Consider the following 24,799-nt stretch of genomic DNA (forward strand, 5'->3'; position numbering starts at 1 on the left):
CGTCAGACGGCCCGCTTCAGCCGCTGCACGGTGTAGCTGGGTTTTTCCTTGGGCGGCGCGACCAGCTTGATGATGGCCATCGAGCAGTTGTCACCCTTGCCGGCGGCCCGTTCGATGGCCTTGTTGATCAGCATTTCCGACGCCTGGCGCGGCGTGTTGCGTGCCAGCGCGGCGGCCAGTTCGAGGTCGGTGAAGTATTGCCACAGGCCGTCCGAGCACAGCAGGAAGGCGTCGCCGGCCTGCAGGTGCTCATGCCGGCCCACGGTGACGAAGGGCGGCTTGAGGCTGTTGCCCAGCACGTTGCTGAGCAGCTTGGAGCTGCGGTGTTTCTTGGCCGCCTCCAGTGGCAGCTTGTCGTTGGTGACCAGATAGTCGACATAGGCGGCGTCGTTGCTGCGGGCGGCGCAGGCCTGGCCGGCGAAGCGGTACAGGCGCGAATCGCCCACGCAAGCCCACACGGCCTGGCGCTGCGGTGTGAGCACCAGCAACACCAGCGTGCTTTGCGGCTCGCTGCTGGCGGCGATGGGGTTCATCTTGATGACCTCGTGCGCCTCGTGCGCGATGGCGCGCAGCAGCTCTTCCAGCCGTTGCAGGTTGGGGGTGTCGCCGACGCGGAATTCGTCGAACAGGTGCTTGCTGGTCAACAGCACCTGCTCGGAGGCGATGGCGCCGCCGCTCACGCCGTCGGCCAGCACCGCGAGCACGTAGCCGGGCGCCTGGGCGGCCGTGTACAGGGCCACCCGGTCATTTTGCTGGGCACGGTTGCCAATGTGTTGGGCCGTGCCGGCTTCGATTTTGTACGCGCTCATATCTCACACTGTATCCCGGCTGGGTTAGCCGTGGCGTCCGTCACATCAATTCTGTTGGCGGCTGGGCTGGGGTAGATTAAACTATGCACCGTTACGCAGTTTTGTGGCAAGCATGGTTGTTGGCTAAGCGAAACTATTTGGATTGTATGCGTATCTGCCCGGAACGCACGGAACAATTTGTAACAGAAAACCTCACCATGACTGATGCACAAGAAATACAGCGACGCCTGATCGAACTTGACGTGGAACACCGCGACCTCGACGCGGTGATCGAAATGCTGACGCGCGATGGCCACCACGACCAGTTGCAACTGCGTCGCCTGAAAAAGCGCAAGCTGCAGTTGAAAGACTATATCACATTGCTAAAGATGCAATTAGTGCCGGACGTGCCGGCCTGACGCCAGGCGCCCGCACGCCACCACGAAGCTTATTTTGACCGAACCCCAGTTACCGCCCGCAGCTGAGCCGGCTGATCCAGCCGAATCCGGCGCGCCGCCGGCCGCCGCCACGCCTTCCGCAGCCTCTGCCGCCGCATCTTCCACCACCCCCGCCGTGCCCCATGTGCCGGGCCGGCATGACGCCGAGATCGAGCGCCTGTTCGGCGCCGGCGGCCCGCTGGGGCCGGCCGTGGGCAGCTACCGTCCGCGCCGCTCGCAGACGGAGATGGCCAAGGCCGTGGCGCAGGCGATCGCAGAGCAGCAGACCCTGATCGCCGAGGCGGGCACGGGCACGGGCAAGACCTTCGCCTACCTGGTGCCGGCCCTGCTGTGGGGCGGCAAGACCATCGTTTCCACCGGTACCAAGAACTTGCAGGATCAACTGTTCCTGCGCGACATCCCCACCGTGCGCACCGCGCTGCAGGCGCCGGTGTCGGTGGCGCTGCTCAAGGGGCGCTCCAACTACGTGTGCCATTACCACCTGGAGCGCACGTTGCAGAATGGTCGCATGACCTCGCGCGATGACGTCGGCCACCTGCGTGAAATCTCGCGCTTCCTGAAGATGACCAGTTCCGGCGACAAGGCCGAGCTGGCCCGCGTGCCCGAGAATGCGCTGATCTGGAACCTGGTCACGTCCACCCGTGAGAACTGCATGGGCGCCGAGTGCCAGTACTACCAGGACTGCTTCGTGATGAAGGCGCGCAAGGAAGCCCAGCAGGCCGACGTGGTGGTGGTCAACCACCACCTGTTCTTCGCCGACGTGGCCCTGAAGGACACCGGCGTGGCCGAGCTGCTGCCGTCGGCCAACACCATCATCTTCGACGAGGCCCACCAGCTGCCCGACACGGCCACGCTGTTCTTCGGCGACACCTTCTCCACCTCGCAAGTGCTGGAACTGTGCCGCGACGTGCTGGCCGAGGGCCTGGCCCACGCGCGCGACGGCGCCGAGTGGGGCAAGGTGGTGACGGTGGTGGAGAAGGCCGCGCGCGACCTGCGCCTGACCTTCCCGCAGGACATCGTGCGCCTGTCGCTACCCCAGATCGCGCCATCGAGCGACTTCTTCCCGGCCCTGCAAACCCTCAAGGACGAGCTCGACGGCCTGAACGCCGTGCTGGAAACCCAGGCCATCCGCGCCGAGACGCTGGAACAGTGCCGCGTGCGCGGCATCGAGCTGGCCCAGCAACTGGCCGCGTGGAAGTACGATCCCAAGGCCAAGGTGGAGAAGGGCGAGGAAGCCGTGTTCTGGGTCGAGGCCTACACCATGTCGCTGCAGCTGCACAAGACGCCGCTGTCGATCGCGCCCATCTTCAACGGCCAGCGCGAAGGCGTGCCGCGCAGTTGGATCTTCACCTCGGCCACGCTGGCCGTGAAGAATGACTTCAGCCATTTCGCCAACCAGATGGGGCTGACGGGCGAGTTGTCGATGTCCTGGCCCAGCCCGTTCAATTACGAGCAGCAAGGCATCCTGTACGTGCCGCAGGGCTTGCCCGACCCCAATTCCATCGGCTACACGGACGCCGTGCTCGACAAGGCCCTGCCCGTGATCGAAGCGGCCGGCGGCAAGACCTTCCTGCTGTGCACCACGCTGCGCGCCGTCAAGCGCGCCGCCGAGCGCCTGCGTGACGAGTTCGCTAAGCGCAACTTGCCGTTCCCCCTGTTCGTGCAGGGCGACAAGGGCCGCACGGAATTGCTGGACCAGTTCCGCAAGGCCGGCAATGGCGTGCTGATCGGCAGCCAGAGTTTCTGGGAAGGGGTGGACGTGCGCGGTGACGCGCTGTCGCTGGTGATCATCGACAAGCTGCCGTTCGCGCCGCCCGACGATCCCGTGTTGGCGGCCCGCATCGAAGTGATGGAAAAGCAAGGCATGAACGGCTTCATGCATCACACGCTGCCGGAAGCGATCATCAACCTCAAGCAGGGCGCCGGCCGCCTGATCCGCGACGAGGGCGACCGCGGCGTGCTGATGCTGTGCGACCCGCGCGTGATCTCCAAGCCCTACGGCCGGCGCATCTGGCAAAGCCTGCCCTCGTTCAAGCGCACCCGCGAGCAGGACGACGTGGTGGCCTTCTTCCGCGACAAATAACAACCGGGGTCAGGTCATACCATTAAGCAAGCTGTGCGCAGATTGCTTAATGGTATGACCTGACCCCGGTTTTGACCCTGGGCGCTGTTCGCTTACGCCTGCGGCAGGATCACCACCTTGCCCGTCACCAGCCGCGCGGCCATGTCGTTCAGGGCCGAGGCCGTGTCGGCCAGCGGGTAGCGGGCCGAGATGTGGGGCTGGATCTTGCCTTCCTTGAGCCAGCCCAGCAACTGTGCCATGGCCGCCAGGTTGGCCTTCGGCTCGCGCTTGACGAACTCACCCCAGAACACGCCCACCAGCGACGCGCCTTTCAACAGCGCCAGGTTCAGCGGCAGGCGCGGGATCTCGCCATTGGCGAAACCGACTACCAGGTAGCGCCCGCGCCAGGCGATGGAACGGAACGCCGGTTCCGCGTACACGCCGCCCACCGGGTCATAGATCACGTCCGGCCCCTTGCCGTCCGTGGCGGCCTTGACGGCGTCGCGCCAGTCGTCGTTGCTGTAGTTGATCAGCACGTCCGCGCCATGCGCCTTGCACACTTCCAGCTTGGCGTCGGTCGAGGCGGCCGCGATCACGCGCGCGCCCAGCGCCTTGCCGATCTCGATGGCGGCCAGTCCCACGCCGCCGGCCGCGCCCAGCACCAGCATGGTTTCGCCCGCCTTGAGGCCGGCCCGGTCCACCACCGCGTGGTGCGAGGTGCCGTAGGTGAGGGTGATGGCGGCCGCCGTGTCGAAGTCCATGCCGGGTGGCATGGGCATCAACGCCTGCACCGGCACTGCCAGTTGCTGGGCGAAGCCGCCCTGGCCGGTGAAGGCGATCACGCGGTCGCCCACCTTGTAGCCCTGCACGTCGGCGGCCACGGCGCGCACCACGCCAGCCACTTCGCTGCCGGGCGTGAACGGCAGCGCCGGCTTGACCTGGTACTTGCCCTGGATGATGAGCACGTCGGGGAAGTTGACCCCGGCCGCCTGCACGTCGAGCACCACCTGGCCGGGACCCGGCTGCAACTCCGGTAATTCCTCCAGGGTGAGGGTGTCGGGCAGTCCCCATGCCTTGCAAACGATGGCTTTCATTCTTGTGTGTTCCTCGTTGGTGGGTGGAAATCGAAAATAGTACGACCGTTAGATTTTTTATTATGCCTGAAATCCATGGCTGCCGTGCACGTCCGTGCGTGTTTGCGCGCGCGCAAAGTGCGGGGCGGGGGCGGCGCTAGAGTAGGTTTGCGTGCTGTCGCCTGGGAGAAGAAACGGAGGGGATGTGATGACGATCCGCTACGGCTGTTTCTTTAGCTACGCGCATGGCCGGCATGCGTACATGAGCAAATTCAAGAACGACCTGGTCGAGGCGCTCAAGTGCTATCTGGAACCCCATTTCGACACGGAAAAGGAGCTGTTCGTCGATAGCGAGCAACTGGGCGGCGGCGACGACCTGGACCAGCGAATCGCGCGCGCCATGTGCGAGAGCGTGTGCATGATCGTCATCTACACGCCCAAGTACGAGGCGCATGCGTACACCCGGCGCGAGTTCGCCGCCATGCAGTTGATCGAGGCCGAGCGCCGGCTGTGGTATCCGCTGCCCAGCCACCTGACCATCCCCGTGATCATGACGCGCCACCCGCTGAACCTGCCGCCGCAGATCACGGAGCCGGGCATGTACGTCGATTTCTCGCGCTACACGCTGGCCAGCACCGACCTCAAGACCAACCCGGACTTCCTGCCCGACATAGAAAGAATCGTCCAGCGTATCGCCGCCCATTACCACTACCTGAAACGCTGCATGCCGCCCGAGCATGATTGCGGCCGTTTTGTGCTGCCCGACATTCCACCGGAGTGGCGCGCCATTCCGCCTCCCCACTTTCCACGCTAAAGGTACGTCATGGAACTCTCCTCCCTTTCCCTGCCGCCATTGACGGCGCCCGGCGAAGTCGTGACCTTCTATTCCTACAAGGGCGGCACCGGGCGCACGCTGGCCTTGTCCAACCTGGCCGTGCTGCTGGCCGGGCAGCGCCACGCCAGCACGCCGGTGTTGATGGTGGACTGGGACCTGGAGGCGCCCAGCTTGCACCATTATTTTCCCTGCCTGGAGCCGGGGCCGGGCGTGCTGGAACTGTTCGAGGCTTGCCGCGACCAGTTGCAGCGGCGCGCCATGCCCGGCATGGACGAGGTGGCCCTGGCGCACGACGTGTTGCAGGCCGTGGGCTGGGAGCAGTATGTGTGCCGGGTCGACCAGTCCAGTCCGTTGTACCTGATGCGGGCCGGGCGCTTTGACGACGATTACGCGGAACGGCTGGCGGCGCTGCGCTGGGATGCCCTGTTCGACCGCTGTCCGGCCCTGTTCCGCTGCTTCGCCGACATGCTGACCCGCCATTTCCGCCACGTGCTGGTCGATGCGCGCACGGGCCGCGCCGACAGCGCCGGCATCTGCACCACGCTGCTGCCGCGCAAGCTGGTGGTGGTGTTCACGCCGGACCGGCAAAACCTGGAAGGCCTGCAGACCGTGCTGACGCACGCGGCCGCCTACCGCCGCAGCCACGAGGACGAGCAGCGGCCGCTGCTGATCTATCCGCTGCCGGCGCGCGTCGAGATGGCCGACAGTGCCCAGCGCGCGCAATGGCGGCGTGGCGACGCGCCACTGGGCATCGCCGGTTACCAGCCCGTGTTCGAACGCCTGCTCGGTGATTGCTACGGCCTGTCCGACCTGAGCCTGGACAGTTATTTCGACGAAGTGCAGTTGCAGCAGGCTCGCGGCTTCGCTTACGGCGAGCAATTGGCCGTGCGGCTGGAGCAGGGCGGCGACCGCTTTTCGCTGACGCGCACCTTCGCCACCCTGCTCGACTGGCTGGACGGCGATTATTTCCCCTGGCAGTCGAAGGGCGAGATCACTCTGCTGGCCGCCATCGCCGCCGTCCGGCGCGACATGGAGCCGGGCGGGCGTGGCCAGGCCTTGCCGCTGGCCAGCCAGTTGCGCCGGCTGGGCGAGTTGTACCGCTGCGAGGGACGGCTGGCCCAGGCCTTGTCCTGCTTCAACGAAAGCCTGGCCTTGCGCCAGCGCATGCTGGGCGAGGACCATGCGGACACGCTGGCCAGCAAGGCCAGCCTGGCCGTGCTGCTGCGCCAGCAGGGCCAGCTCGACGATGCCCGTTTCCTGCAGGAGTGCATAGTGGACGCCTGCGCCGCCGCGCATGGGCGCGACCATCCGGCCACGCTGGCCGCCCAGTCGCAACTGGCGGCCACGCTGGCGCTGCAAGGGCAGGGCGCCGACGCGCTGGCCTTGCAGGAAGCGGTGCTGGGCAGTTACCAGCGCCTGCTGGGGCCGCATCATCCGCTGGCGCTGGACAGCCAGGCGGCGCGCGCCGACATGCTGTGCCAGCGCGGCGACCACGGGCTGGCGCGCGACGTGCAGGAGCAGGTGCTGGCCGCGCGCATGCGCTTGCTGGGCGCCGAGCACGACGATACGCTGCGCGCCAAGGCGGCCTTGGCCGCGACCCTGGTCCAGCTGGACGAACTCGATACCGCCCGTTGTCTGGCAGAACGGGTGCTGCGGGCCCGTCTGCGCCGGCAGGGGCCTGAGCATGCCGATACCCGCCTGGCGCGGGCCCGCCTGGCCGAGATCCAGCGGCGCCTGGGCGAGCCGGCCATGCCGGCCCTGTACCAGGAAGCCGGCGCGCCCGACGATGGCGGCGCCGATCCGGTGCTGGCGCTGGGCGGCCTCGATGCGACCTTGCTGAGCGCGCGCCAGCCGGCGCCCGACCCGTACCGGCAGGATATCCTGCTCACGCTCGATGGCTTGCTGGCCGAACCGCGCGGCACGCCACGCTAGCGCAGCTTGCGCCGGCCCTGCGCCGTGAAATTTATCTGCGCGCCGGTGCCCGGCCATGCGCAGCACGGCCATTGCTTCAGGTAAAATCGTCGTATGAGAATCCTGATCAGTAATGACGACGGCTACCTGGCGCCCGGCATCAATGCCCTGGCCGAGGCGCTGGCGCCCATCGCCGATATCGTGGTGGTGGCGCCCGACAGCAATCGCTCCGGCGCCTCCAATTCGCTGTCGCTGGACCGGCCGCTGTCCGTCCAGCGCGCGAGCAATGGTTTCTATTTTGTCAACGGCACGCCGACCGATTGCGTGCACGTGGCGCTGACGGGCATGCTCGACTACCGGCCCGACCTGGTCGTGTCCGGCATCAACAACGGCCCCAACATGGGCGACGACACGCTGTATTCCGGCACGGTGGCGGCCGCCACGGAAGGCTATCTGTTCGGCATCCCTTCGATCGCGTTTTCCCAGGGTTCCTTCGGCTGGGAGCACGTGGAGGACGCGGCCCGCCATGCGCGCGACATCATCGTGCGCTACGGCGCCACGCTGCCCAGTCCCTACCTGCTCAACGTCAACATCCCGAACCAGCCGTATGACGCCCTGACCAAGGTGGTGGCCACGCGGCTCGGACGGCGGCACCAGGCCGAGCCGGTGATCAGGGCGCACGATCCGCGCGGCAAGGAAATTTTCTGGATCGGCCCGCCGGGCGCCACCCGCGATGCCGGCCCGGGCACGGATTTCCATGCCTGCGCCCAAGGCTGGACGTCGATGACGCCGCTCCAGATCGACCTGACCCACAAGAGCCAGCTCGACCTGCTGGCATCGGGCCTGGCATGAACGACAAACCCCGCACATTCCCCTTGCCGCTGTCCTCGGTGGTCGATGCGGGCGGCAAGAAGCCGGTCGTGCGGGGACCGGTGGCCACGCCGCAGACGGCGACCCAGAATGCCGCCCAAAACGCGGCCCAGCATGCCAGCCGGGGCGGCGCAGCGGGCCAGCCGCTGTACCAGGGAGGGCGCGCCGTCGCCTCGCCATCGAAATCGCACCGCGAGGCGCTGGAGCGGGCCGTGCAGGCCGCCGCCCCCGCGCCGCGCCAGAATCCGCTGGTGTCCGACGCCGTGCGGCGGGCCATGGTGGAGCGGGTGGCCAAGCAGGGCGTGCAGGACGGCGTGGTGCTGGCCGCGCTCGATACCGTGCCGCGCCACCTGTTCATGGAGGAGGGGCTGGCGGCCCAGGCCTACATCGACGCTTCGCTGCCGATCGGCCACCACCAGACCATTTCCCAGCCCTACATCGTGGCGCGCATGATCGAGGTGATGCGCAACGGGGGCGAACTCAAGCGCGTATTGGAGATCGGCACCGGCTGCGGCTACCAGGCCGCGGTGCTCGCCTGCGTGGCGCGCGAGGTCTGGTCGATCGAGCGCATCAAGCCGCTGCATGAGCTGGCCAAAGCCAATTTACGGCCGCTGCGCGTGCCGAACCTGCGTTTGCATTATGGAGATGGTATGCTAGGCCTGCCGCAAGCGGCGCCATTTGACGGTATCATTCTGGCCGCGGCGGGACTGGAAGTGCCGCGCGCATTGTTGGAACAGCTGGCCATCGGCGGCCGGCTGGTGGCGCCCGTGGGCGCCCGCGCCCAGCACCTGGAACTGATCACGCGCACGGCCAAGGCCGAGTGGGTCAGCACCACGCTGGAAGATTGCCATTTTGTGCCACTGCGCCCGGGCACGGTATAACCGGTCCTGGCAGGCGCCAAGCCACCCACCGGATACCGTCGTACCGCGAGGCCCGAATACAAAGATTAAGATGAGAATGACGAATAAAAGTTCCCTGCTGATTGCGACCCTGACGCTCGCCCTGTTGAGCGCCTGTACCACCACCCCCAACCAGGCGCCGGTGGTGGAGCGCACGCCCACCGCGCCCCAGCCCAAGCCTGTCACCCCCAGCGAGGAAGCGCAGAAGGAGCGCGACGAGCGCGGCCTGTACACGGTCAAGAAGGGCGACACGCTGATCCGCATCGCGCTCGAGCACGGCCAGAGCTACCGCGACATCGCGACTTGGAACAACCTGGCCAACCCGGACGACATCAAGGTCGACCAGGTGCTGCGCGTGCAGCCGCCCGACAGCGCCGCCGTGCAGACGGCCGCCGTGGTGATGCCGCCCTCCGATACCAAGGCGCCGCCGGCCGCCCCGGTGCCGCGCAAGACGGGGCCCAAGGGAGAGAAACGGCCGTACACGGACGCCACCCTGGCCGAGCTGCAGAAGGCGGACGGCGTGACGCCGGAGCGCACCGAAGTGGCGCTGGTCAAGCCGGCCTCGCTGCCGCCGCCGGCCGCGCCGGCCTTGCCGCCGCTGGGCGCCGACGAGGAAAAGCTGAGCTGGATGTGGCCGGCCGACGGCAAGGTGGTGGCCAGTTTCGACGAGGGCAAGAACAAGGGCGTGGACATCGCCGGACGTGCCGGACAGCAAGTCGTGGCGGCCGGCGCGGGAAAAGTCATGTACGCCGGTAGCGGCATCCGTGGTTATGGTAATCTCGTCATTGTGAAGCACAGTAACAGCTTGCTGTCGGCCTATGCCCACAACCGCAGCATCCTGGTGAAGGAAGGCCAGACGGTGAACAAGGGACAGGCCATCGCGGAGATGGGCGATTCGGATGCCGACTCCGTCAAGCTGCACTTTGAAATCCGCCAGCAGGGCAAGCCGGTCGATCCGTCGAAATTCCTGCCTAACCGTTAGCGTACCGTTTATGACACACACGCCGCACGACCCGCTGGACGACGACTCGGCGCCGGATGAATTTCCGGATGAACCGGGCGACGAGCTCGTCATCGACACCATCGACCATGCCGATGGCCCGGGCGAGGGCGAGGCGGCCGTGGAAGTGGGCGCGGTGCTGGAAAGTGTCGACGAACTGAAGAAGGTGCTGGCGGCCGAGCTGTCGACCGACACCACCCAGCACTACCTGAACCAGATCGGCACCCGGCCGCTGCTGACGGCGCCGCAGGAAGTGCATTACGCCACCCTGGCCAAGCAGGGCGATTTCAGCGCCCGCCAGACCATGATCGAGCACAACCTGCGTCTCGTGGTGTCGATCGCCAAGCACTACATCAACCGCGGCGTGGTGCTGCTCGACATGATCGAGGAAGGCAACATCGGCCTGATGCGGGCCATCGACAAGTTCGAGCCCGAGCGCGGTTTCCGCTTCTCGACCTACGCGACCTGGTGGATACGCCAGAGCATCGAGCGCGCCATCATGAACCAGGCCCGCACGGTGCGCCTGCCGGTGCACATGGTGCGCGAGCTGAACCAGATCCTGCGCGGCAAATACCACCTCGAAGCGCGCCACCACAACGGCAAGGACGCCACCGCCGAGGACATCGCGGAGCTGGTGGGCCGTCCCGTGGAGGAGGTGCAGGACATCTTGGCCCTGTCCGAGCACGCCACCTCGCTCGACGCGCCGCTCGACAACGATCCCCAGTCCTCGCTGATGGACATGCTGCCCGGCGACAGCGAGGACAGCCCCGACGCCCGCGCCGAACACCACGAGATGACGGTGCTGGTGCGCGACTGGCTCACCAAGCTGCCCGACAAGCAGCGCATCGTCATCATGCGCCGTTTCGGCCTGGACAACGACGATCCGGCCACGCTCGAAACGCTGGCCGAGGAAATGGGCGTCACGCGCGAGCGCGTGCGCCAGATCCAGCAGGAAGCGCTGGTCAAGCTGAAGCGGGCCATGGCCGCCCGCGGCGTGGTGCGCGACTCGCTGCTGTAACCCCACCCGGGACAGGGGTTGGGGTCTGACCCCAAAGGGGGCTTGACCCCGGTTTATTGCCCCCCAATCACAAGGCTCCCGTCCCGCTTTCTGCTATCATACGGCCCGCCCTGGCGTCGCGCCGGCCGGCCTGTCCCTCCTTCATTGATTAAACGTTATGCAAGAAAATATCATCGACATCAAATCGCTCGACATGGATGCGCGCGGTATCGGCCACATCGACAATGAAGACGGCTCGCCGGGCAAGGTGGTGTTTGTGGAGGGCGCGCTGCCCGGTGAACGCGTCAGCTTCGAGACGTTCAAGAAAAAGAAGAACTGGGAAGCGGCCCGCATGACCGCGCTGCACCGCGAATCGTCGCTGCGCGTCAAGCCCAAGTGCGTGCACTTCGACTACTGCGGCGGCTGCTCGATGCAGCACCTGGAGCCGTCGGCCCAGGTCGCCATCAAGCAGCGTGTGCTGGAGGATAACCTGTGGCACATCGGCAAGGTCAAGGCCGAGACGGTGATGCGTCCCATGTATGGCCCCACCTGGGGCTACCGCTACCGCGCCCGCCTGTCGGTGCGCCACGTGGTCAAGAAGGGCACGGTGCTGGTCGGCTTCCACGAAAAGAAATCCATCTACGTGGCCGACATCAGCAGCTGCCAGATCCTGCCGCCGCACGTGTCGGACATGCTGCTGCCGCTGCGCGCGCTGATCGGTTCGCTGTCGCTGTACAACCAGATCCCGCAGGTGGAAGTGGCCGTGGGCGAGGACGTGACGGCGCTGGTGCTGCGCATCATGGGCCCGCTGACGGCCGACGACGAAACCAAGCTGAAAGCGTTCGCCGACCAGTACCAGATCCAGTTCTGGCTGCAGACCAAGGGCCCGGACACGGCCGCGCCGTACTATCCGCTGGAGCCGCAGCTGCACTACCTGCTGCCCGAGTTCGGCGTGCGCATGCCGTTCAAGCCGGTCGACTTCACCCAGGTCAACCACCACATCAACCGCGTGCTGGTGCACAAGGCGTTGGGCCTGCTGGATGTGCAGCCGGAAGACCGCGTGGCCGACCTGTTCTGCGGCCTGGGCAACTTCACGCTGCCGTTGGCCACCCAGGGCCGCGAAGTGGTGGGTATCGAAGGCAGCACGGCCCTGACGGAACGCGCGCTCGACAACGCCAAGGCCAATGGTCTGTCGGCCAAGACCTCGTTCTCGACCCGCAATCTGTTCGAGGTGACGGTGGAAGACCTGATCGCGCTGGGCAAGTTCGACCGCATGCTGATCGACCCGCCGCGCGACGGCGCCATGGCCGTCAGCCTGGCGCTGGGCGCGCTGCGCGAGCAGCAGCCCGAGCTGATGCCCAAGCGCATCGTCTACGTCTCGTGCAGCCCGTCCACGCTGGCGCGCGACGCCAACGTGCTGGTCAACGTGGCCGGCTACAGGCTGAGCAAGGCCGGCGTGGTCAACATGTTCCCCCACACCTCGCACGTGGAATCGATGGCCGTGTTCGATCTGGCCTGAACCGCTGCTCTGGCTTGAACAACGCGCCCCACAAGCTGGGGCGCGTCGCTTTTGTGATGGCTTTTTTATAATTTTATTGACAGCCGCAGGCGGCTTTGTAACACTGGCTCCATCCCCCAATTCCTGAAGCATGCGCCAGGCCGCAGTGCTTGTGCACCGACTGCCCCGGTGGTGCGACACTTACCGGAGCCGGCATGCCTGTCTTGCGTCATATCCTCCTGCGTCATATCCTCGTCCCGATTCTGATGTGCTGCGCGGCCCCGGCCTGGTGCCTGCCCGCGCCGGGCGTGCTGTCGTTCTCGCCCAGCGGCGCGGCCAAGGCCGTGCGCCAGGTGCAGGTGCGCTTCAATACGCAGATGGTGGCCTTCGGCGATCTGGCCCTGGCCGACCCGTTCACCATCGATTGTCCGGAAGCGGGCGCCGGGCGCTGGATTGACGGCGCCAACTGGAGCTACGATTTCGTGCGCGACCTGCCCGGCGGCGTGGCGTGCCGCTTCACCCTTAAGCCCGGCCTGAAGAACCTGGCCGGCCAGCCGCTGGCCGATGCCGCGCCATACAGCTTCAACACGGGCGGCCCCGCCATCGTGCAGGCCATGCCGCGCGAGGGCAGCATGGTGGTCGACGAGCAGCAGGTGTTCGTGCTGGGCCTGGACGCGCTGCCGCGCGAGGACACGGTGGCCGAACACGCGTGGTGCCGCGCCGACGGCATCAACGAGCGCATTCCCGTGCGCGTGCTGGCCGGCGCCGAGCGCGATCAGATCCTGGCCCAGCGCAAGGACTTCACGGAACGCTACCTGTCGCTGTACTTCCGCGCACGCGGCGTGATGTGGCGCGCCACCACGGGCGTGCGCAGCAAGCGGCTGGAACAAATGCCCATCGTGGTCCTGCAATGCAAGCGCCGCCTGCCGGCCGACGCCGGCGTGGCGCTGGTGTGGGGCGCGGGCATCGCGGCCGACAGCGGCATCGCCAATACCCAGGACCAGACCCTGAGCTACAAGACGCGGCCCGACTTCACGGCCCGCTTCAGTTGCGAGCGCCTGCAGCCCAATGGCGGCTGCATCCCGTTCTTGCCGGTGCGGCTGGACTTTTCCGCGCCCGTGCGCATGGCCGATGCGCTGGCCGTGCGCCTCACCGGGCCGGGTGGGAAAAGCTACGCCGCCACCGTCGACAAGGCCGAGCAGAAGGCCGAATTCGTGGGCAGCGTCACCATCGCCGGCCCGTTCCCCGAGCAGAGCAAGTTGATGCTGTCGCTGCCGCCCGCGTTGAAGGACGACGCGGGGCGCACCCTGCTGAACCAGGCCCGCTTCCCTCTGGCCGTGCGCATGGATGCGCAGCCGCCGCTGGTCAAGTTCCCGGCCCGTTTCGGCATCATCGAGGCGCGCGGCGACCGCATGCTGCCGGTCACGGTGCGCAATGTGGAGCCGGCGCTGGCGGGGAATCTGGCGCGCGTCGATGGCGCCGCCGTCAAGGGTGCCATGCTGCGCGTGGCCGACCAGCAGGACCAGCAAGTAATGGAGTGGCTCACCCGTCTGTCATATGGCAACGGCGATTGGGAGCCCGCTGAGCTCTACGCGAGCGGCATGGCGCACGCCCTGCTCGATGGCGGCAAGGACGCCCCGGTGGACCATTTCACGCTGCCGAAGCCGGGCGGCAAGCGGGCCTTCGAAGTGGTCGGCATCCCGCTGCGCAAGCCGGGGTTTTACGTGGTCGAACTGGCCAGCCCGAAACTGGGCGCGGCGCTCAACGCCAAGCCCTCGACCGCCTACGTCAGCGCCGCCGCGCTGGTGACCAACCTGGTGGCGCACTTCAAGCATGGCGCCAGTTCGTCGCTGGTGTGGGTGACGTCGCTCGATAAGGGCCAGCCCGTGGCCCGCGCGCAAGTGGCGGTGCGCGATTGCGCCGGCAAGCTGCTGTGGCAGGGGGCCACCAACGCCCAGGGCGTGGCCGCCATCGCGCAGGAACTGCCGCTGCTGGCGTGCCATGGCAAAGAGGGCTATTTCGTCAGCGCCCGCAGCGGCGCCGACATGACGTTCACGCTGTCGGACTGGAACCGTGGCATCGAGACCTGGCGCTTCAATGTGCCCACCGACGAATTCAAGGCCGACAACATCATCGCCGCCACGGTGTTCGACCGCACCCTGCTGCGGGCCGGCGAGACGGTGCACATGAAGCACTTCCTGCGCCGCCACGTAGAGCAGGGCTTGCGCTACGTGCGGGCCAGCGACGAGCCGCGCACCAGCAGCCGCGACTGGCGCGCGCGCCGCCTGGGCGCGCAGGACCGGGCCGCGCTGCCGGAGAAGATGTTCGTCATCCACGAGGGCAGCGAGCAGAAATACGAACTGCCGCTGCGCTGGCGCGACAACGGCACGGCCGCCAACGACTGGGTGATTCCGGCCGACGCCAAGCAGGGCTGGTACGAGATCATGCTGGGCGGGCAGAGCGCGGGACGCTTCCGTGTCGAACAGTTCCGCGTGCCGACCATGAAAGCCATCCTGCAGGGGCCAAAGACGCCGGCCGTGCAGGCGTCCAGCGTGGACCTCGATGTGCAGCTCAGCTACCTGTCCGGCGGCGGAGCAGGTGGCGCCGCCGTCAAGCTGCGCACCATGGTCGAACCCAAGAGCGTGCACTTCGACGACTACGACGATTTCACCTTCAGCGCCGGCGATGTCCGCGTTGGCAAGGAAGATGACACACCGGTGTTCGATGAGGATGAAGGTGGCTACGACGACAGCGGCGGCCAGTCCGCGCCCAGCGCCGCGCGCACGCGTGAGCTGACCCTGGACCGCGCCGGCGGCGCGCGCGTGGCGCTGGACGGGCTCACGCCATCGGCCGTGCCGCGCCAGCTGGTGGCCGAGATGTCCTACCAGGACGCGAACGGCGAAACGCTGACGGCGTCGACTGGCATCGCCCTCTGGCCGTCGGCCTACGTGATCGGCATCCAGCCCGATGGCTGGGTGATGAGTCGCGCCGCGCTCAAATTCCAGGTGGTGGTGCTGGACCTGCAGGGCAAGCCAGTGGCCGGTGCGCCCGTCAACGTGGATTACTTCCAGCGCGAGAATTACTCGCACCGGCGGCGCCTGATCGGCGGCTTCTACGCCTACGAGAACAGCAGCGAAGTGAAGGCGCTGGGCGCCGCCTGCGAAGGCAAGACCGACAACAAGGGCTTGCTCATCTGCGAAGTGAAGGCCCCCGCGGCGGGCAACCTGATCCTGCACGCCCGCACCAGGGACAGCGCCGGCCACGAAGCCGTGACCAACCGCGAAACCTGGGTGGCCGACGGCGACGACTGGTGGTTCAAGGCCACCGACAACGACCGCATCGACCTGCTGCCCGAGAAGAAGCGCTACGAACCGGGCGACACGGCCAGCTTCCAGTTGCGCATGCCGTTCCGCAGCGCCACTGCGCTGGTGACGGTGGAGCGCGAAGGCGTGATCGACACCTACGTGCGCCAGCTGTCCGGCAGCGCGCCCGTGTTCACGATTCCGGTCAAGCCGCAGTACGCGCCGAACGTCTACGTGTCGGCGCTGGTGGTGCGCGGGCGCGTGGCGGGCGTGCAGCCGACGGCGCTGGTGGACTTGGGCAAGCCGGCCTACAAGCTGGGCATCGCGCCGCTGCGGGTGGGCTGGTCGGCTAATGAATTGAAAGTGCAGGTCCATGCCGACAAGCCGGTGTACAAGATCCGCGAGAAGGCCACGGTGGCCGTCAAGGTCACGCGGCCGGACGGCACGCCCGCGCCGGCCGGCGCCGAGGTGGCGCTGGCGGCCGTCGATGTAGGCCTGCTGGAACTGATGCCCAACGCCAGCTGGGATCTGCTGGAGGCGATGATGGGCCAGCGCAGCCTGCAGGTGCAGACGGCGACGGCGCAGATGCAGGTGGTGGGCAAGCGCCACTTCGGCCGCAAGGCCGTGCCGGCCGGCGGTGGCGGCGGCAAGGGCGCGGGCCGCGAACTGTTCGACACGCTGCTGTTCTGGAAGGCGCGCGTGACGCTGGATGCGAACGGCGAGGCCACCGTGCAGGTGCCGCTCAATGATTCGCTGACGGCGTTCCGCATCGTCGCCGTGGCCAGTGCGAACGCCGACCTGTTCGGCACCGGCCGCACGGAGGTGCGCAGCACGCAGGACTTGATCCTGTTGTCCGGCCTGCCGGCGCTGGTGCGCGAGGGGGACAAGTTCCGCGCCGGTTTCACGCTGCGCAATACGACCGATGGCGAGGTGCAGGTGGACCTGGGCGCCAGCGTCGGCGGCAAGGCGCTGCCGCCGCAGAAGCTGGCGCTGGCGGCCGGGCAGGCGCGCGAGATCGGCTGGGAGTATCAGGCGCCGGCGGGAGCGGAGGAATTGCAGTGGGACGTGAGCGCAGCCATCCACGGCAGCGACGGCGCCGTCGCCGGATCGGCCGACCGCCTGCGCGTGCGGCAGAAGGTGGTACCGGCCGTACCGGTGCGCACGGTGCAGGCCACGCTGCTGCAACTGGAGAAGACCAACAACATGACGGTACGGCTGCCGGCCGGCGCCATTCCGGGCCGTGGCGGCGTACAGGCCACGTTCAGCGCGCGGCTGGGCAACGAGCTGCCCGGTGTGCGTGAATACATGCGCAGCTATCCCTACACGTGCCTGGAGCAGCAGGCTTCGCGCGCCATCGTGTTGCAGGACAAGGCCCGCTGGCAAGCGCTGGTGGGCACGCTGCCGGCCCACATGGATGCGGATGGCTTGCTCAAATATTTCCCGGTGATGCCGGAGGGGAGCGACAGCCTGACGGCCTACGTGCTGTCGGCGGCCGACGAGGCGGGCTACGAGATCCCGCCGGAACTCAAGGCGCGTATGGAGGAGGGCTTGCTGGGCTTCGTGCAAGGCAAGGTGATCCGCGGTTCCGCCTTGCACACGGCTGACCTGGCGGTGCGCAAGCTGGCCGCGCTGGAAGCGCTGTCGCGCAGCCGTCCGGTGGCGGCGCGCGAGCTGGAATCGTTCACGCTGGCGCCCGACCTGTGGCCCACCTCCGCCGTGATCGACTGGTATCTGATCCTGCAGCGCAGCGCCGGTTTGCCGCACCATACGGAACGGATGGCCCACGCGCAGCAGGTGCTGCGCACGCGCCTGAACCTGCAGGGCACGACAATGGGCTTTTCCACCGAGCGCAGCGACGACTGGTGGTGGCTGATGGCTTCACCCGACGTCAACGCCAACCGCCTGCTGCTGGCTGTGATGGACAACCCGGCCTGGCAGGCGGACATGGGCCGGCTGGCGCGCGGCGCGCTGGGGCGGCAGGTGCAGGGCCGCTGGCGCACCACGGTGGCCAATACCTGGGGTGTGCTGGCGTTCGACAAATTCACCCGTAAGTTCGAAGCGACGCCAGTGACAGGTATCAGCAGCGCCTCGCTGGCGGAATCGACCAAGAGTATCGCGTTCGACAAGAACGTGGCCGGCGGCAGCGCCTTGCTGCCCTGGCCGCGCGGGGAAGGGGAACTGCAACTGGAACATGCGGGCAAGGGCAAACCGTGGGTGACGGTGCAAAGCCTGGCCGCCATGCCCTTGCACAAGCCGCAATCGAGTGGCTACACCATCAGCCGCACGGTCACGCCCATCGAGCGCAAGGCGCCCGGCGTCTGGTCACGGGGGGATGTGTACCGCGTGCACCTTGACCTGGAGGCGCAGTCGGACATGACCTGGGTGGTGGTGGATGATCCGATTCCAGCCGGCGCCAGTGTGCTGGGCACTGGGCTGGGCCGCGATTCGAAGATATTGAGTGGTGGCGAGCAGCGTGCCGGCTGGACCTGGCCCGCGTTCGAGGAGCGCAGCTTCGATGCCTTCCGTGCCTACTACGCCTTCGTCCCGAAAGGGAAGTGGAGCGTCGAATACACGGTGCGGCTGAATAACGCCGGCCAGTTCGTGCTGCCGCCCACGCGTGTGGAAGCCATGTACAGCCCCGAGATGTTCGGCCAGTCGCCCAATGCGGCGGTGGGGGTGCAGTGATGGGCAGAGGCGGGAGCGCGGCCACGGTGCTGGCGGCGGCGCTGGCGGCGGAATTGGCGATGGGCGGCGCGCCGGCAAAGGCCGCGCCGGCTGGCGCAGCCGCCATCCCCACGCCGGAGCAGGTGCGGGCCGCTTACATGCCTTCGGACGCGCAACTGCTGGACCGCCACGGCCAGCCCGTGCAATCGCTGCGGGTCAATTTGCGGGTGCGGCGCCTGCCGTGGACGGCGCTGGATGACATCTCGCCCAGCCTGCCGGGCGCTGTGTTGCAGGCCGAGGACCAGCGCTTTTACCAGCACGACGGCGTGGACCTGAAGGCGATCGGCAAGGCGGCCTGGGACAACCTGTGGCGCAAGCGCGCGCGCGGCGCGTCCACTGTCACCATGCAACTGGCCGCGCAGCTCGATCCGGCCATACGGGGCGGCGCGGCTGGCCGCAGCTGGGGCCAGAAGTGGGACCAGATGCTGGCCGCCCGCCAGCTGGAAGCCGGATGGAGTAAACCGCAGATCCTGGAAGCGTACCTGAACCTGGTGTCATTCCGGGGCGAGCTGCAAGGCGTGGGTGCGGCCGCGCGCGGTCTGTTCGGCAAGGCGCCGTCCGGGCTCAATCAGACGGAATCGGTGATCCTGGCCAGCCTGCTGCGCGCGCCCGAGGCGCCGGCGCCGCAGGTGGCCAGCCGCGCGTGTGCGCTGGCGCGCGAGCTGCGCCTGGCCGACAGCTGCGCCGCCATCGAACAAAGCACGGTGCTGGCGTTGAGCCGTCCTTTGCTGGCCTCGCCGCTGCCGCCGGCGCCGCAGGTGGCGCGCCAGTTGCTGAAGGAGGGGGCCGGCCCCGTGCGTAGCACGCTCGACGGCGACCTGCAGCGCTACGCCCAAGCCGCGCTGCGCCAGCAGCTGATGGCGCTCCGCACGCGCAACGTCAATGATGGCGCCGTCGTCGTGCTCGACAACGCCAGCGGCGACATCCTGGCCTACGTCGGCAACGCGGGCGGCAGCGACGTCGATGGCGTGGCGGCGCTGCGGCAGGCCGGGTCCACGCTCAAGCCTTTCCTGTATGAGCTGGCGCTGGAGCGGCGCCTGATCACGGCCGCCTCGCTGCTGGAGGATAGTCAGATCGACATCTCCACGCCGTCCGGCCTGTACATCCCGCAGAACTACGACAAGGAATTCAAGGGTTACGTGAGCGCGCGCACCAGCCTGGCCAGTTCCCTGAACGTGCCCGCCGTGCGCACACTGCTGATGACGGGGCTGGACCGATTCTATGAGCGCCTGCACGTGGTGGGACTCGACAGCCTGACGGAGGGCGCCGACTACTACGGCTACTCGCTGGCGCTTGGTTCGGCCGAAGTGAGCCTGCTGGAATTGACCAATGCCTACCGGACGCTGGCCAGCGGCGGCCTGCAAGGAACGGTCGGGCTGCTGCCCCGTCCGGCACAGGCGCGCCGCCGCGTGCTCGATGCCGGCGCCACCTTCATCGTCGGCGATGTGCTGGCCGACCGCGCCGCCCGCAGCGTCACCTTCGGATTGAAGAACGAGCTGGCCACGACGGTGTGGAGCGCCGTCAAGACCGGCACCAGCAAGGACATGCGTGACAACTGGTGCCTCGGTTACACGGAGCGCTACACGGTGGGCGTCTGGGTCGGCAATTTCGACGGGCAGTCGATGTGGGATGTGTCCGGCGTGAGCGGCGCGGCGCCCGTGTGGCGGGACGTGATCGATTATCTGCACCAGCATGAACCGAGCCGCGCCCCGGTGGCGCCGGCCGGCGTGCTGCGGCGCCAGGTGGCCTTCGAACCGGCTCTGGAAGCGCCGCGCGCCGAATGGTTCCTGGCCGGCACGGAGACCCCCGTGGTGGCGCTGGTGGACGACGGGCGCCGCGCGCCGCGCATCCTCTATCCCGGCCAGTCCAGCATCATCGCCATCGACCCCGATATTCCCGACGCCAGCCAGCGCGTCACCTTCCAGGCGCAAGCCGGGCAGGGCCTGCAATGGCGGCTGGACGGCGCCGTGTTGGGCCAGGCCGGCGCCGACTATGCGTGGCGTCCCGTGGCGGGTGCGCACCAGTTGGCGCTGGTGGACGCCGACGCCCGCGTCATCGCCGAAACCCGCTTCCATGTCCGCTAACCAAGAAAACCGGGGTCAGGTCATGCCCTCCCGCAAAATGCGCGAAGGCATGACCTGACCCCGGTTTAAAAAAAGCCGGCGCGAGGCCGGCTTTCGGGATGGGGCGTACGACGCTCAGTCGCGGTTGCCGCCGAAGATGCCCAGCAGCGACAGCAGGTTGACGAAGATGTTGTACACGTCCAGGTAGATGGCCAGCGTGGCGCGGATGTAGTTGGTCTCGCCGCCGTTCACGATCTGCTGCACGTCATACAGGATGTAGGCCGAGAAGATGGCGATCGCGATCACGGAGATCGTGATGGCCAGCGCCGGCAGGCCCAGGAAGATGTTGGCCAGCGAAGCGATGATCATGACGATCACGCCGGCGAACAGCCACTTGCCCAGGCCCGAGAAGTCGCGCTTGGACACGGTGGCCACACTGGCCATCACGGCGAATACGCTGGCCGTGCCGCCGAACGCGGTCATGATCAGGAAGCCGCCATTGCTGTAGCCCAGCGTGCGCGACAGGATCGGGGTCAGCATCAGCCCCATGAAGAAGGTGAAGCCGAGCAGCAGGGCCACGCCCAGGCCGCTGTCCTTGTTGCGCTCGATGCCCCAGATGAAGCCGAATGCGATCCCCAGGAACAGCAGCGCGCCCAGGCCGCCGCCCAGCATCGGCACGTGGAAGGCCACGCCGATGAAGGCGCCCAGCACGGTCGGCACCATCGACAGCGCCAACAGCCAATAGGTGTTGCGCAGCACATTGTGGCGGACCGCCTGGCTGGCGCCGGCATAGTCGTAGATGTTTTGCATTTGATTCATAGTGCCTCCAATTCATTGGTGTTCATGGCGTATACAGTGAGCGCCGTGATAAAAGCATAGCATGCCAGGGCAAAAACGCGCAGAATCGCCCTTGGCGCTTGCTTAATTCTAGCTTAAATCGGGCTTAAACCGGCCCGTGCCGCCGTCTTGCCTTGCAATATCCGTTAGGTGGGGTGTTCTATGGTAAAATCAAAGGTTGATTGAGTTATCAATACTTGTTTTAAACCTTTCTTTTTATTGGAGTTTTTAAATGGCAATCGAACGCACCCTGTCGATCATCAAACCAGACGCAGTCGCTAAAAACGTTATCGGCCAAATCTACAGCCGTTTCGAAGGCGCTGGCCTGAAGATCGTCGCAGCCCGCATGACCCTGCTGTCGCGCGCCGACGCCGAAGGTTTCTACGCTGCCCACAAAGAGCGCGGCTTCTTCAAGGACCTGGTGGACTTCATGGTTTCCGGTCCTGTCATGATCCAGGTGCTGGAAGGCGAAAACGCCGTGCTGGCCCACCGCGACCTGATGGGCGCCACCGATCCGAAGAAAGCTGAAAAGGGCACCATCCGCGCTGACTTCGCTGACTCGATCGACGCCAACGCCGTGCACGGCTCGGACGGCGTGGAAGCTGCTGCGAACGAAATCGCTTACTTCTTCCCAGCACTGAACGTCTACTCGCGTTAATTGTTGTCTGGCTGGCGCCGCGTCCGGCGCCGCCGCTGATGTACCCCGTTCCCGCTCCGGCGGGGACGGATTGATTGGAAATGCATTGAACAAGATTATGGATACGACCCTCACCAACTTGCTGGACCTGGATCCCGCGCAGCTCATCGCCTATTGCGCCGAGTTGGGAGAGAAGCCGTTCCGCGCCAAACAACTGCAGCGCTGGATCCACCAGTTCGGCGCCGCCGATTTCGACTCGATGACGGACCTGGCCAAGTCGCTGCGCGACAAGCTCAAGACGCGCGCCGAGGTGCGCGCGCCGGCCGTCATCAGCGACCACACCTCGTCCGACGGCACCCGCAAGTGGCTGGTGGACGTGGGCAACGGCAACGCCGTGGAAACCGTGTACATCCCGGAAGACAACCGCGGCACGCTGTGCATCTCGACCCAGGCCGGCTGCGCCGTCAACTGCCGTTTCTGCTCCACGGGCAAGCAGGGCTTCAACCGCAACCTGACCGTGGGCGAGATCATCGGCCAGCTGTGGATGGCCGAATTCGAACTGCGCCGCACCAAGGGCATCGAGCCCGGCCCCAAGGGCGAACGCCAGATCACCAACGTGGTGATGATGGGCATGGGCGAGCCGCTGCTGAACTTCGAACCGACCGTCACGGCCCTCAAGCTGATGCTGGACGATAACGCCTACGGCCTGTCGCGCCGCCGGGTCACCTTGTCGACCTCCGGCGTGGTGCCGATGATGGACAAGCTGTCGCAGGAAGTGCCGGTGGCGCTGGCCGTGTCGCTGCACGCGTCGAACGATGCGCTGCGCGATGGCCTGGTACCGCTGAATAAAAAATACCCGTTGAAGGAGCTGCTGGCCGCCTGCAAGCGCTACCTGGAATTTGCGCCGCGCGACTTCATCACCTTTGAATACTGCATGCTCGACGGTTTCAACGACTCCGACGAGCACGCGCGCGAGCTGGTGGCCCTGGTGCAGGACCGCCAGCACGGCGTGAACTGCAAGTTCAACCTGATTCCGTTCAACCCCTTCCCGGAATCGGGCCTGTTCCGCTCGAAGAACCCGCGCATCAAGGCCTTCGCCCAGATCCTGATGGACGCCGGCATCGTCACCACCATCCGCAAGACGCGCGGCGACGATATCGACGCCGCCTGCGGCCAGCTGGCCGGCGAAGTGCAGGACCGCACCCGGGTCCAGGAGCGCATGGAAAAGATGGCCGAATACCAGCAGAAGTTCGGCGCCAATTTCGGCAAGATCGTGGAGATCCGTTCCTGATGACACCCCTGGTCCGCCGCCGCCGTCCGTTGCTGTCTGCCCTGGCGCTGGCAGCGATGCTGGCCGGCTGTGCCGCCGGTCCGGGCAACAGTGGCAAGGAGGAGCTGCAGACGGCTTCGGACCTGACCTCGGCCCAGCGCCGCGCCAGCATCCGCATGCAGCTGGCCGTGGGCTACTACGAGCAGGGCCAGTACGCCGTGGCGCTCGATGAAGTGAAGCTGGCGCTGGCGGCCGACCCGCAGTACGTCGATGCCTACGGCATGCGCGCGCTGATCTACATGGCCATGGGCGAGACCGCGCTGGCCGAGGATAATTTCGTGCACGCGCTCAAGCTGGCGCCGCGCAATCCCGAGTTGGCCAACAATTACGGCTCGTTCCTGTGCGAGCACGGCCGCGTGCCCGAGGCGCTCAAGCATTTCGAGCAAGCCCTGGCCAACCCGGCCTACCAGTCGCCGGACAAGGCGCTCAACAACGCCGGTTCCTGCGCGCTGAAGATCAAGGATTACGCGGCAGCGGAAAAATACCTGCTGCGTGCCTTGCAGCTTACGCCCGACCTGGCCGCGACCAACGCCAACCTGGCGCAGGTCTACTACGCGCGGGGCGATTATCCCCGTGCCGGTTTTTTCATAACCCGGCTGGGCAAGTTAGCAAAGATGGAGAGCATGACGGCCGATGTGCTGTGGCTCGCGATTAAAGTGCAGCATAAGCTCGGCGACAAGGACGCGGAAGCTGGCTGGGCGACGCAATTGCGGCGCCACCACGCCGGTTCGGTCGAGTATGCTGCGTATCAACGTGGGGCGTTTGATGAGTGAAACAGGGGTACCAATGAATTCAGAGTGGGCTGAACCGCCAAAAGACCAGGGCAGCAACCTGGCCACGCCCGGAGTACAACTGGCCGCCGCCCGCGAAGCGGCCGGCTGGACGATCGAACAGATCGCCGATCAGCTGAAACTGGCGCCGCGCCAGGTGATCGCGCTGGAGAAGGGCGATTACGCCTCGCTGCCCAACATGGCCGTGGTGCGCGGTTTCGTGCGCGCCTACGCCAAAGTGCTGAAGATCGACGCCACGCCGCTGGTGGCCATGATCGAAGTGGTCTCGCCCACCAGCCATGAAGCGTCGCCGCCGCGCCGCGAGCGCTCGCCCACGTTCTCCGAGTCGCGCTTCCCGTCGCTGACGGAGCGCTCGTCCAAGCCGGCCGGCTGGATGATAGGCGCCGGCGTGGCCGTGGTGCTGGCCGCCGCCGGCGCGTATGCGTATCACGCCGGCCTGATCGCGCCGGGCATGCTGGGGCAGGGCAAGGAGGGCGCCAGCGCCACCGCCACCGTTGCAGCGCCGGCCGTGGCCGACAAGGCCGCCGAGGCCACCGCGCCGATCGAGACCACGCTGGTCAAGCCGGGCCAGGAGACGGCGCCCATGCAGTCGCCGTCGGTGCCGCTGATTTCCGTCCCGCCGCAAGGTGGTGCACCGGCCGCCGGTTCGCCCGGCGCTGGGGCTGCACCTGGTGCGCCGGCCGCCGCGAACGCCGCGCCGGCCGCGGCACCGGCTGCGACCGTG

18 protein-coding genes are annotated in these 24,799 nt (G+C 66.9%); 15 read left to right on the top strand and 3 right to left on the bottom strand.

Annotated features, from left to right (window positions below):
• Nucleotides 1–2: 2 nt before the first annotated feature.
• Nucleotides 3–809, bottom strand: a complete 807-nt coding sequence (locus H3H37_RS23280) for a PP2C family protein-serine/threonine phosphatase (RefSeq protein ID WP_182167000.1) — start codon at nucleotides 807–809, stop codon at nucleotides 3–5.
• A 197-nt stretch (nucleotides 810–1,006) separates the two neighbouring features.
• Between H3H37_RS23280 and H3H37_RS23285 the strand changes: the two genes are divergently transcribed.
• Both H3H37_RS23285 and yoaA read left to right on the top strand, forming a co-directional pair.
• Nucleotides 1,007–1,207 carry a YdcH family protein gene (locus H3H37_RS23285; RefSeq protein WP_182155475.1) on the top strand — a complete coding sequence of 67 codons (201 nt, stop codon included), beginning with the start codon at nucleotides 1,007–1,009 and terminating at the stop codon, nucleotides 1,205–1,207.
• Between the two features lie 34 nt (nucleotides 1,208–1,241).
• Complete coding sequence (yoaA, locus tag H3H37_RS23290; RefSeq protein WP_229218999.1) at nucleotides 1,242–3,329, top strand: DNA repair helicase YoaA; 2,088 nt, start codon at nucleotides 1,242–1,244, stop codon at nucleotides 3,327–3,329.
• Nucleotides 3,330–3,421: 92 nt separating this feature from the next.
• Here yoaA and H3H37_RS23295 read toward each other — a convergent pair whose 3' ends face one another.
• Nucleotides 3,422–4,402 (bottom strand): NADPH:quinone oxidoreductase family protein, encoded by a 981-nt coding sequence (locus tag H3H37_RS23295; protein ID WP_182167002.1) that lies wholly within the window; start codon nucleotides 4,400–4,402, stop codon nucleotides 3,422–3,424.
• Between the two features lie 187 nt (nucleotides 4,403–4,589).
• Between H3H37_RS23295 and H3H37_RS23300 the strand changes: the two genes are divergently transcribed.
• The 9 genes from H3H37_RS23300 to pbpC all read left to right on the top strand — a co-directional run bounded on the left by H3H37_RS23300 (nucleotide 4,590) and on the right by pbpC (nucleotide 20,501).
• The gene (locus H3H37_RS23300; protein ID WP_182167004.1) at nucleotides 4,590–5,195 is read left to right on the top strand and encodes a toll/interleukin-1 receptor domain-containing protein; all 606 of its coding nucleotides are present in this window, start codon (nucleotides 4,590–4,592) and stop codon (nucleotides 5,193–5,195) included.
• A 9-nt stretch (nucleotides 5,196–5,204) separates the two neighbouring features.
• Complete coding sequence (locus tag H3H37_RS23305; protein ID WP_182167006.1) at nucleotides 5,205–7,148, top strand: KGGVGR-motif variant AAA ATPase; 1,944 nt, start codon at nucleotides 5,205–5,207, stop codon at nucleotides 7,146–7,148.
• Nucleotides 7,149–7,241: 93 nt separating this feature from the next.
• Nucleotides 7,242–7,979, top strand: a complete 738-nt coding sequence (surE, locus tag H3H37_RS23310) for a 5'/3'-nucleotidase SurE (protein WP_182167008.1) — start codon at nucleotides 7,242–7,244, stop codon at nucleotides 7,977–7,979.
• Nucleotides 7,976–8,878 carry a protein-L-isoaspartate(D-aspartate) O-methyltransferase gene (locus H3H37_RS23315; protein ID WP_182167010.1) on the top strand — a complete coding sequence of 301 codons (903 nt, stop codon included), beginning with the start codon at nucleotides 7,976–7,978 and terminating at the stop codon, nucleotides 8,876–8,878. Before surE ends, H3H37_RS23315 begins: the two co-directional genes overlap by 4 nt.
• Nucleotides 8,879–8,954: 76 nt before the next feature.
• Complete coding sequence (locus tag H3H37_RS23320) at nucleotides 8,955–9,878, top strand: peptidoglycan DD-metalloendopeptidase family protein (RefSeq protein ID WP_182167012.1); 924 nt, start codon at nucleotides 8,955–8,957, stop codon at nucleotides 9,876–9,878.
• 10 nt (nucleotides 9,879–9,888) lie between these two features.
• Nucleotides 9,889–10,914 (top strand): RNA polymerase sigma factor RpoS, encoded by a 1,026-nt coding sequence (gene rpoS / locus H3H37_RS23325; RefSeq protein WP_182167014.1) that lies wholly within the window; start codon nucleotides 9,889–9,891, stop codon nucleotides 10,912–10,914.
• 157 nt (nucleotides 10,915–11,071) lie between these two features.
• Nucleotides 11,072–12,412: a 23S rRNA (uracil(1939)-C(5))-methyltransferase RlmD gene (gene rlmD / locus H3H37_RS23330; RefSeq protein WP_182167016.1), complete on the top strand. Its 1,341-nt coding sequence runs from the start codon at nucleotides 11,072–11,074 to the stop codon at nucleotides 12,410–12,412.
• 245 nt (nucleotides 12,413–12,657) lie between these two features.
• A complete protein-coding gene (locus H3H37_RS23335) occupies nucleotides 12,658–18,378 on the top strand; it encodes an alpha-2-macroglobulin family protein (protein WP_182167040.1) in 5,721 nt (1,906 codons plus the stop codon).
• Nucleotides 18,378–20,501: a penicillin-binding protein 1C gene (pbpC, locus tag H3H37_RS23340; RefSeq protein WP_182167018.1), complete on the top strand. Its 2,124-nt coding sequence runs from the start codon at nucleotides 18,378–18,380 to the stop codon at nucleotides 20,499–20,501. Before H3H37_RS23335 ends, pbpC begins: the two co-directional genes overlap by 1 nt.
• A 114-nt stretch (nucleotides 20,502–20,615) precedes the next feature.
• Here the strand turns inward: pbpC and H3H37_RS23345 are convergent, their stop codons facing one another.
• Nucleotides 20,616–21,299, bottom strand: coding sequence for a Bax inhibitor-1/YccA family protein (locus H3H37_RS23345; protein WP_182167020.1), 684 nt, complete (start codon nucleotides 21,297–21,299; stop codon nucleotides 20,616–20,618).
• Nucleotides 21,300–21,549: 250 nt separating this feature from the next.
• Between H3H37_RS23345 and ndk the strand changes: the two genes are divergently transcribed.
• The 4 genes from ndk to H3H37_RS23365 form a co-directional block, all read left to right on the top strand.
• Nucleotides 21,550–21,975: a nucleoside-diphosphate kinase gene (gene ndk / locus H3H37_RS23350; RefSeq protein ID WP_182167022.1), complete on the top strand. Its 426-nt coding sequence runs from the start codon at nucleotides 21,550–21,552 to the stop codon at nucleotides 21,973–21,975.
• Nucleotides 21,976–22,072: 97 nt separating this feature from the next.
• Nucleotides 22,073–23,245 (top strand): dual-specificity RNA methyltransferase RlmN, encoded by a 1,173-nt coding sequence (gene rlmN, locus H3H37_RS23355; protein WP_182167024.1) that lies wholly within the window; start codon nucleotides 22,073–22,075, stop codon nucleotides 23,243–23,245.
• The gene (gene pilW / locus H3H37_RS23360) at nucleotides 23,245–24,057 is read left to right on the top strand and encodes a type IV pilus biogenesis/stability protein PilW (protein ID WP_182167026.1); all 813 of its coding nucleotides are present in this window, start codon (nucleotides 23,245–23,247) and stop codon (nucleotides 24,055–24,057) included. Before rlmN ends, pilW begins: the two co-directional genes overlap by 1 nt.
• A gap of 13 nt (nucleotides 24,058–24,070) precedes the next feature.
• Nucleotides 24,071–24,799, top strand: a 729-nt coding sequence (locus H3H37_RS23365) for a helix-turn-helix domain-containing protein (protein ID WP_182167028.1), incomplete at its 3' end; no start/stop codon positions are given.

It is taken from the genome of Rugamonas brunnea (assembly GCF_014042345.1).
Classification (GTDB): Bacteria; Pseudomonadota; Gammaproteobacteria; order Burkholderiales; family Burkholderiaceae_D; genus Rugamonas; species Rugamonas brunnea.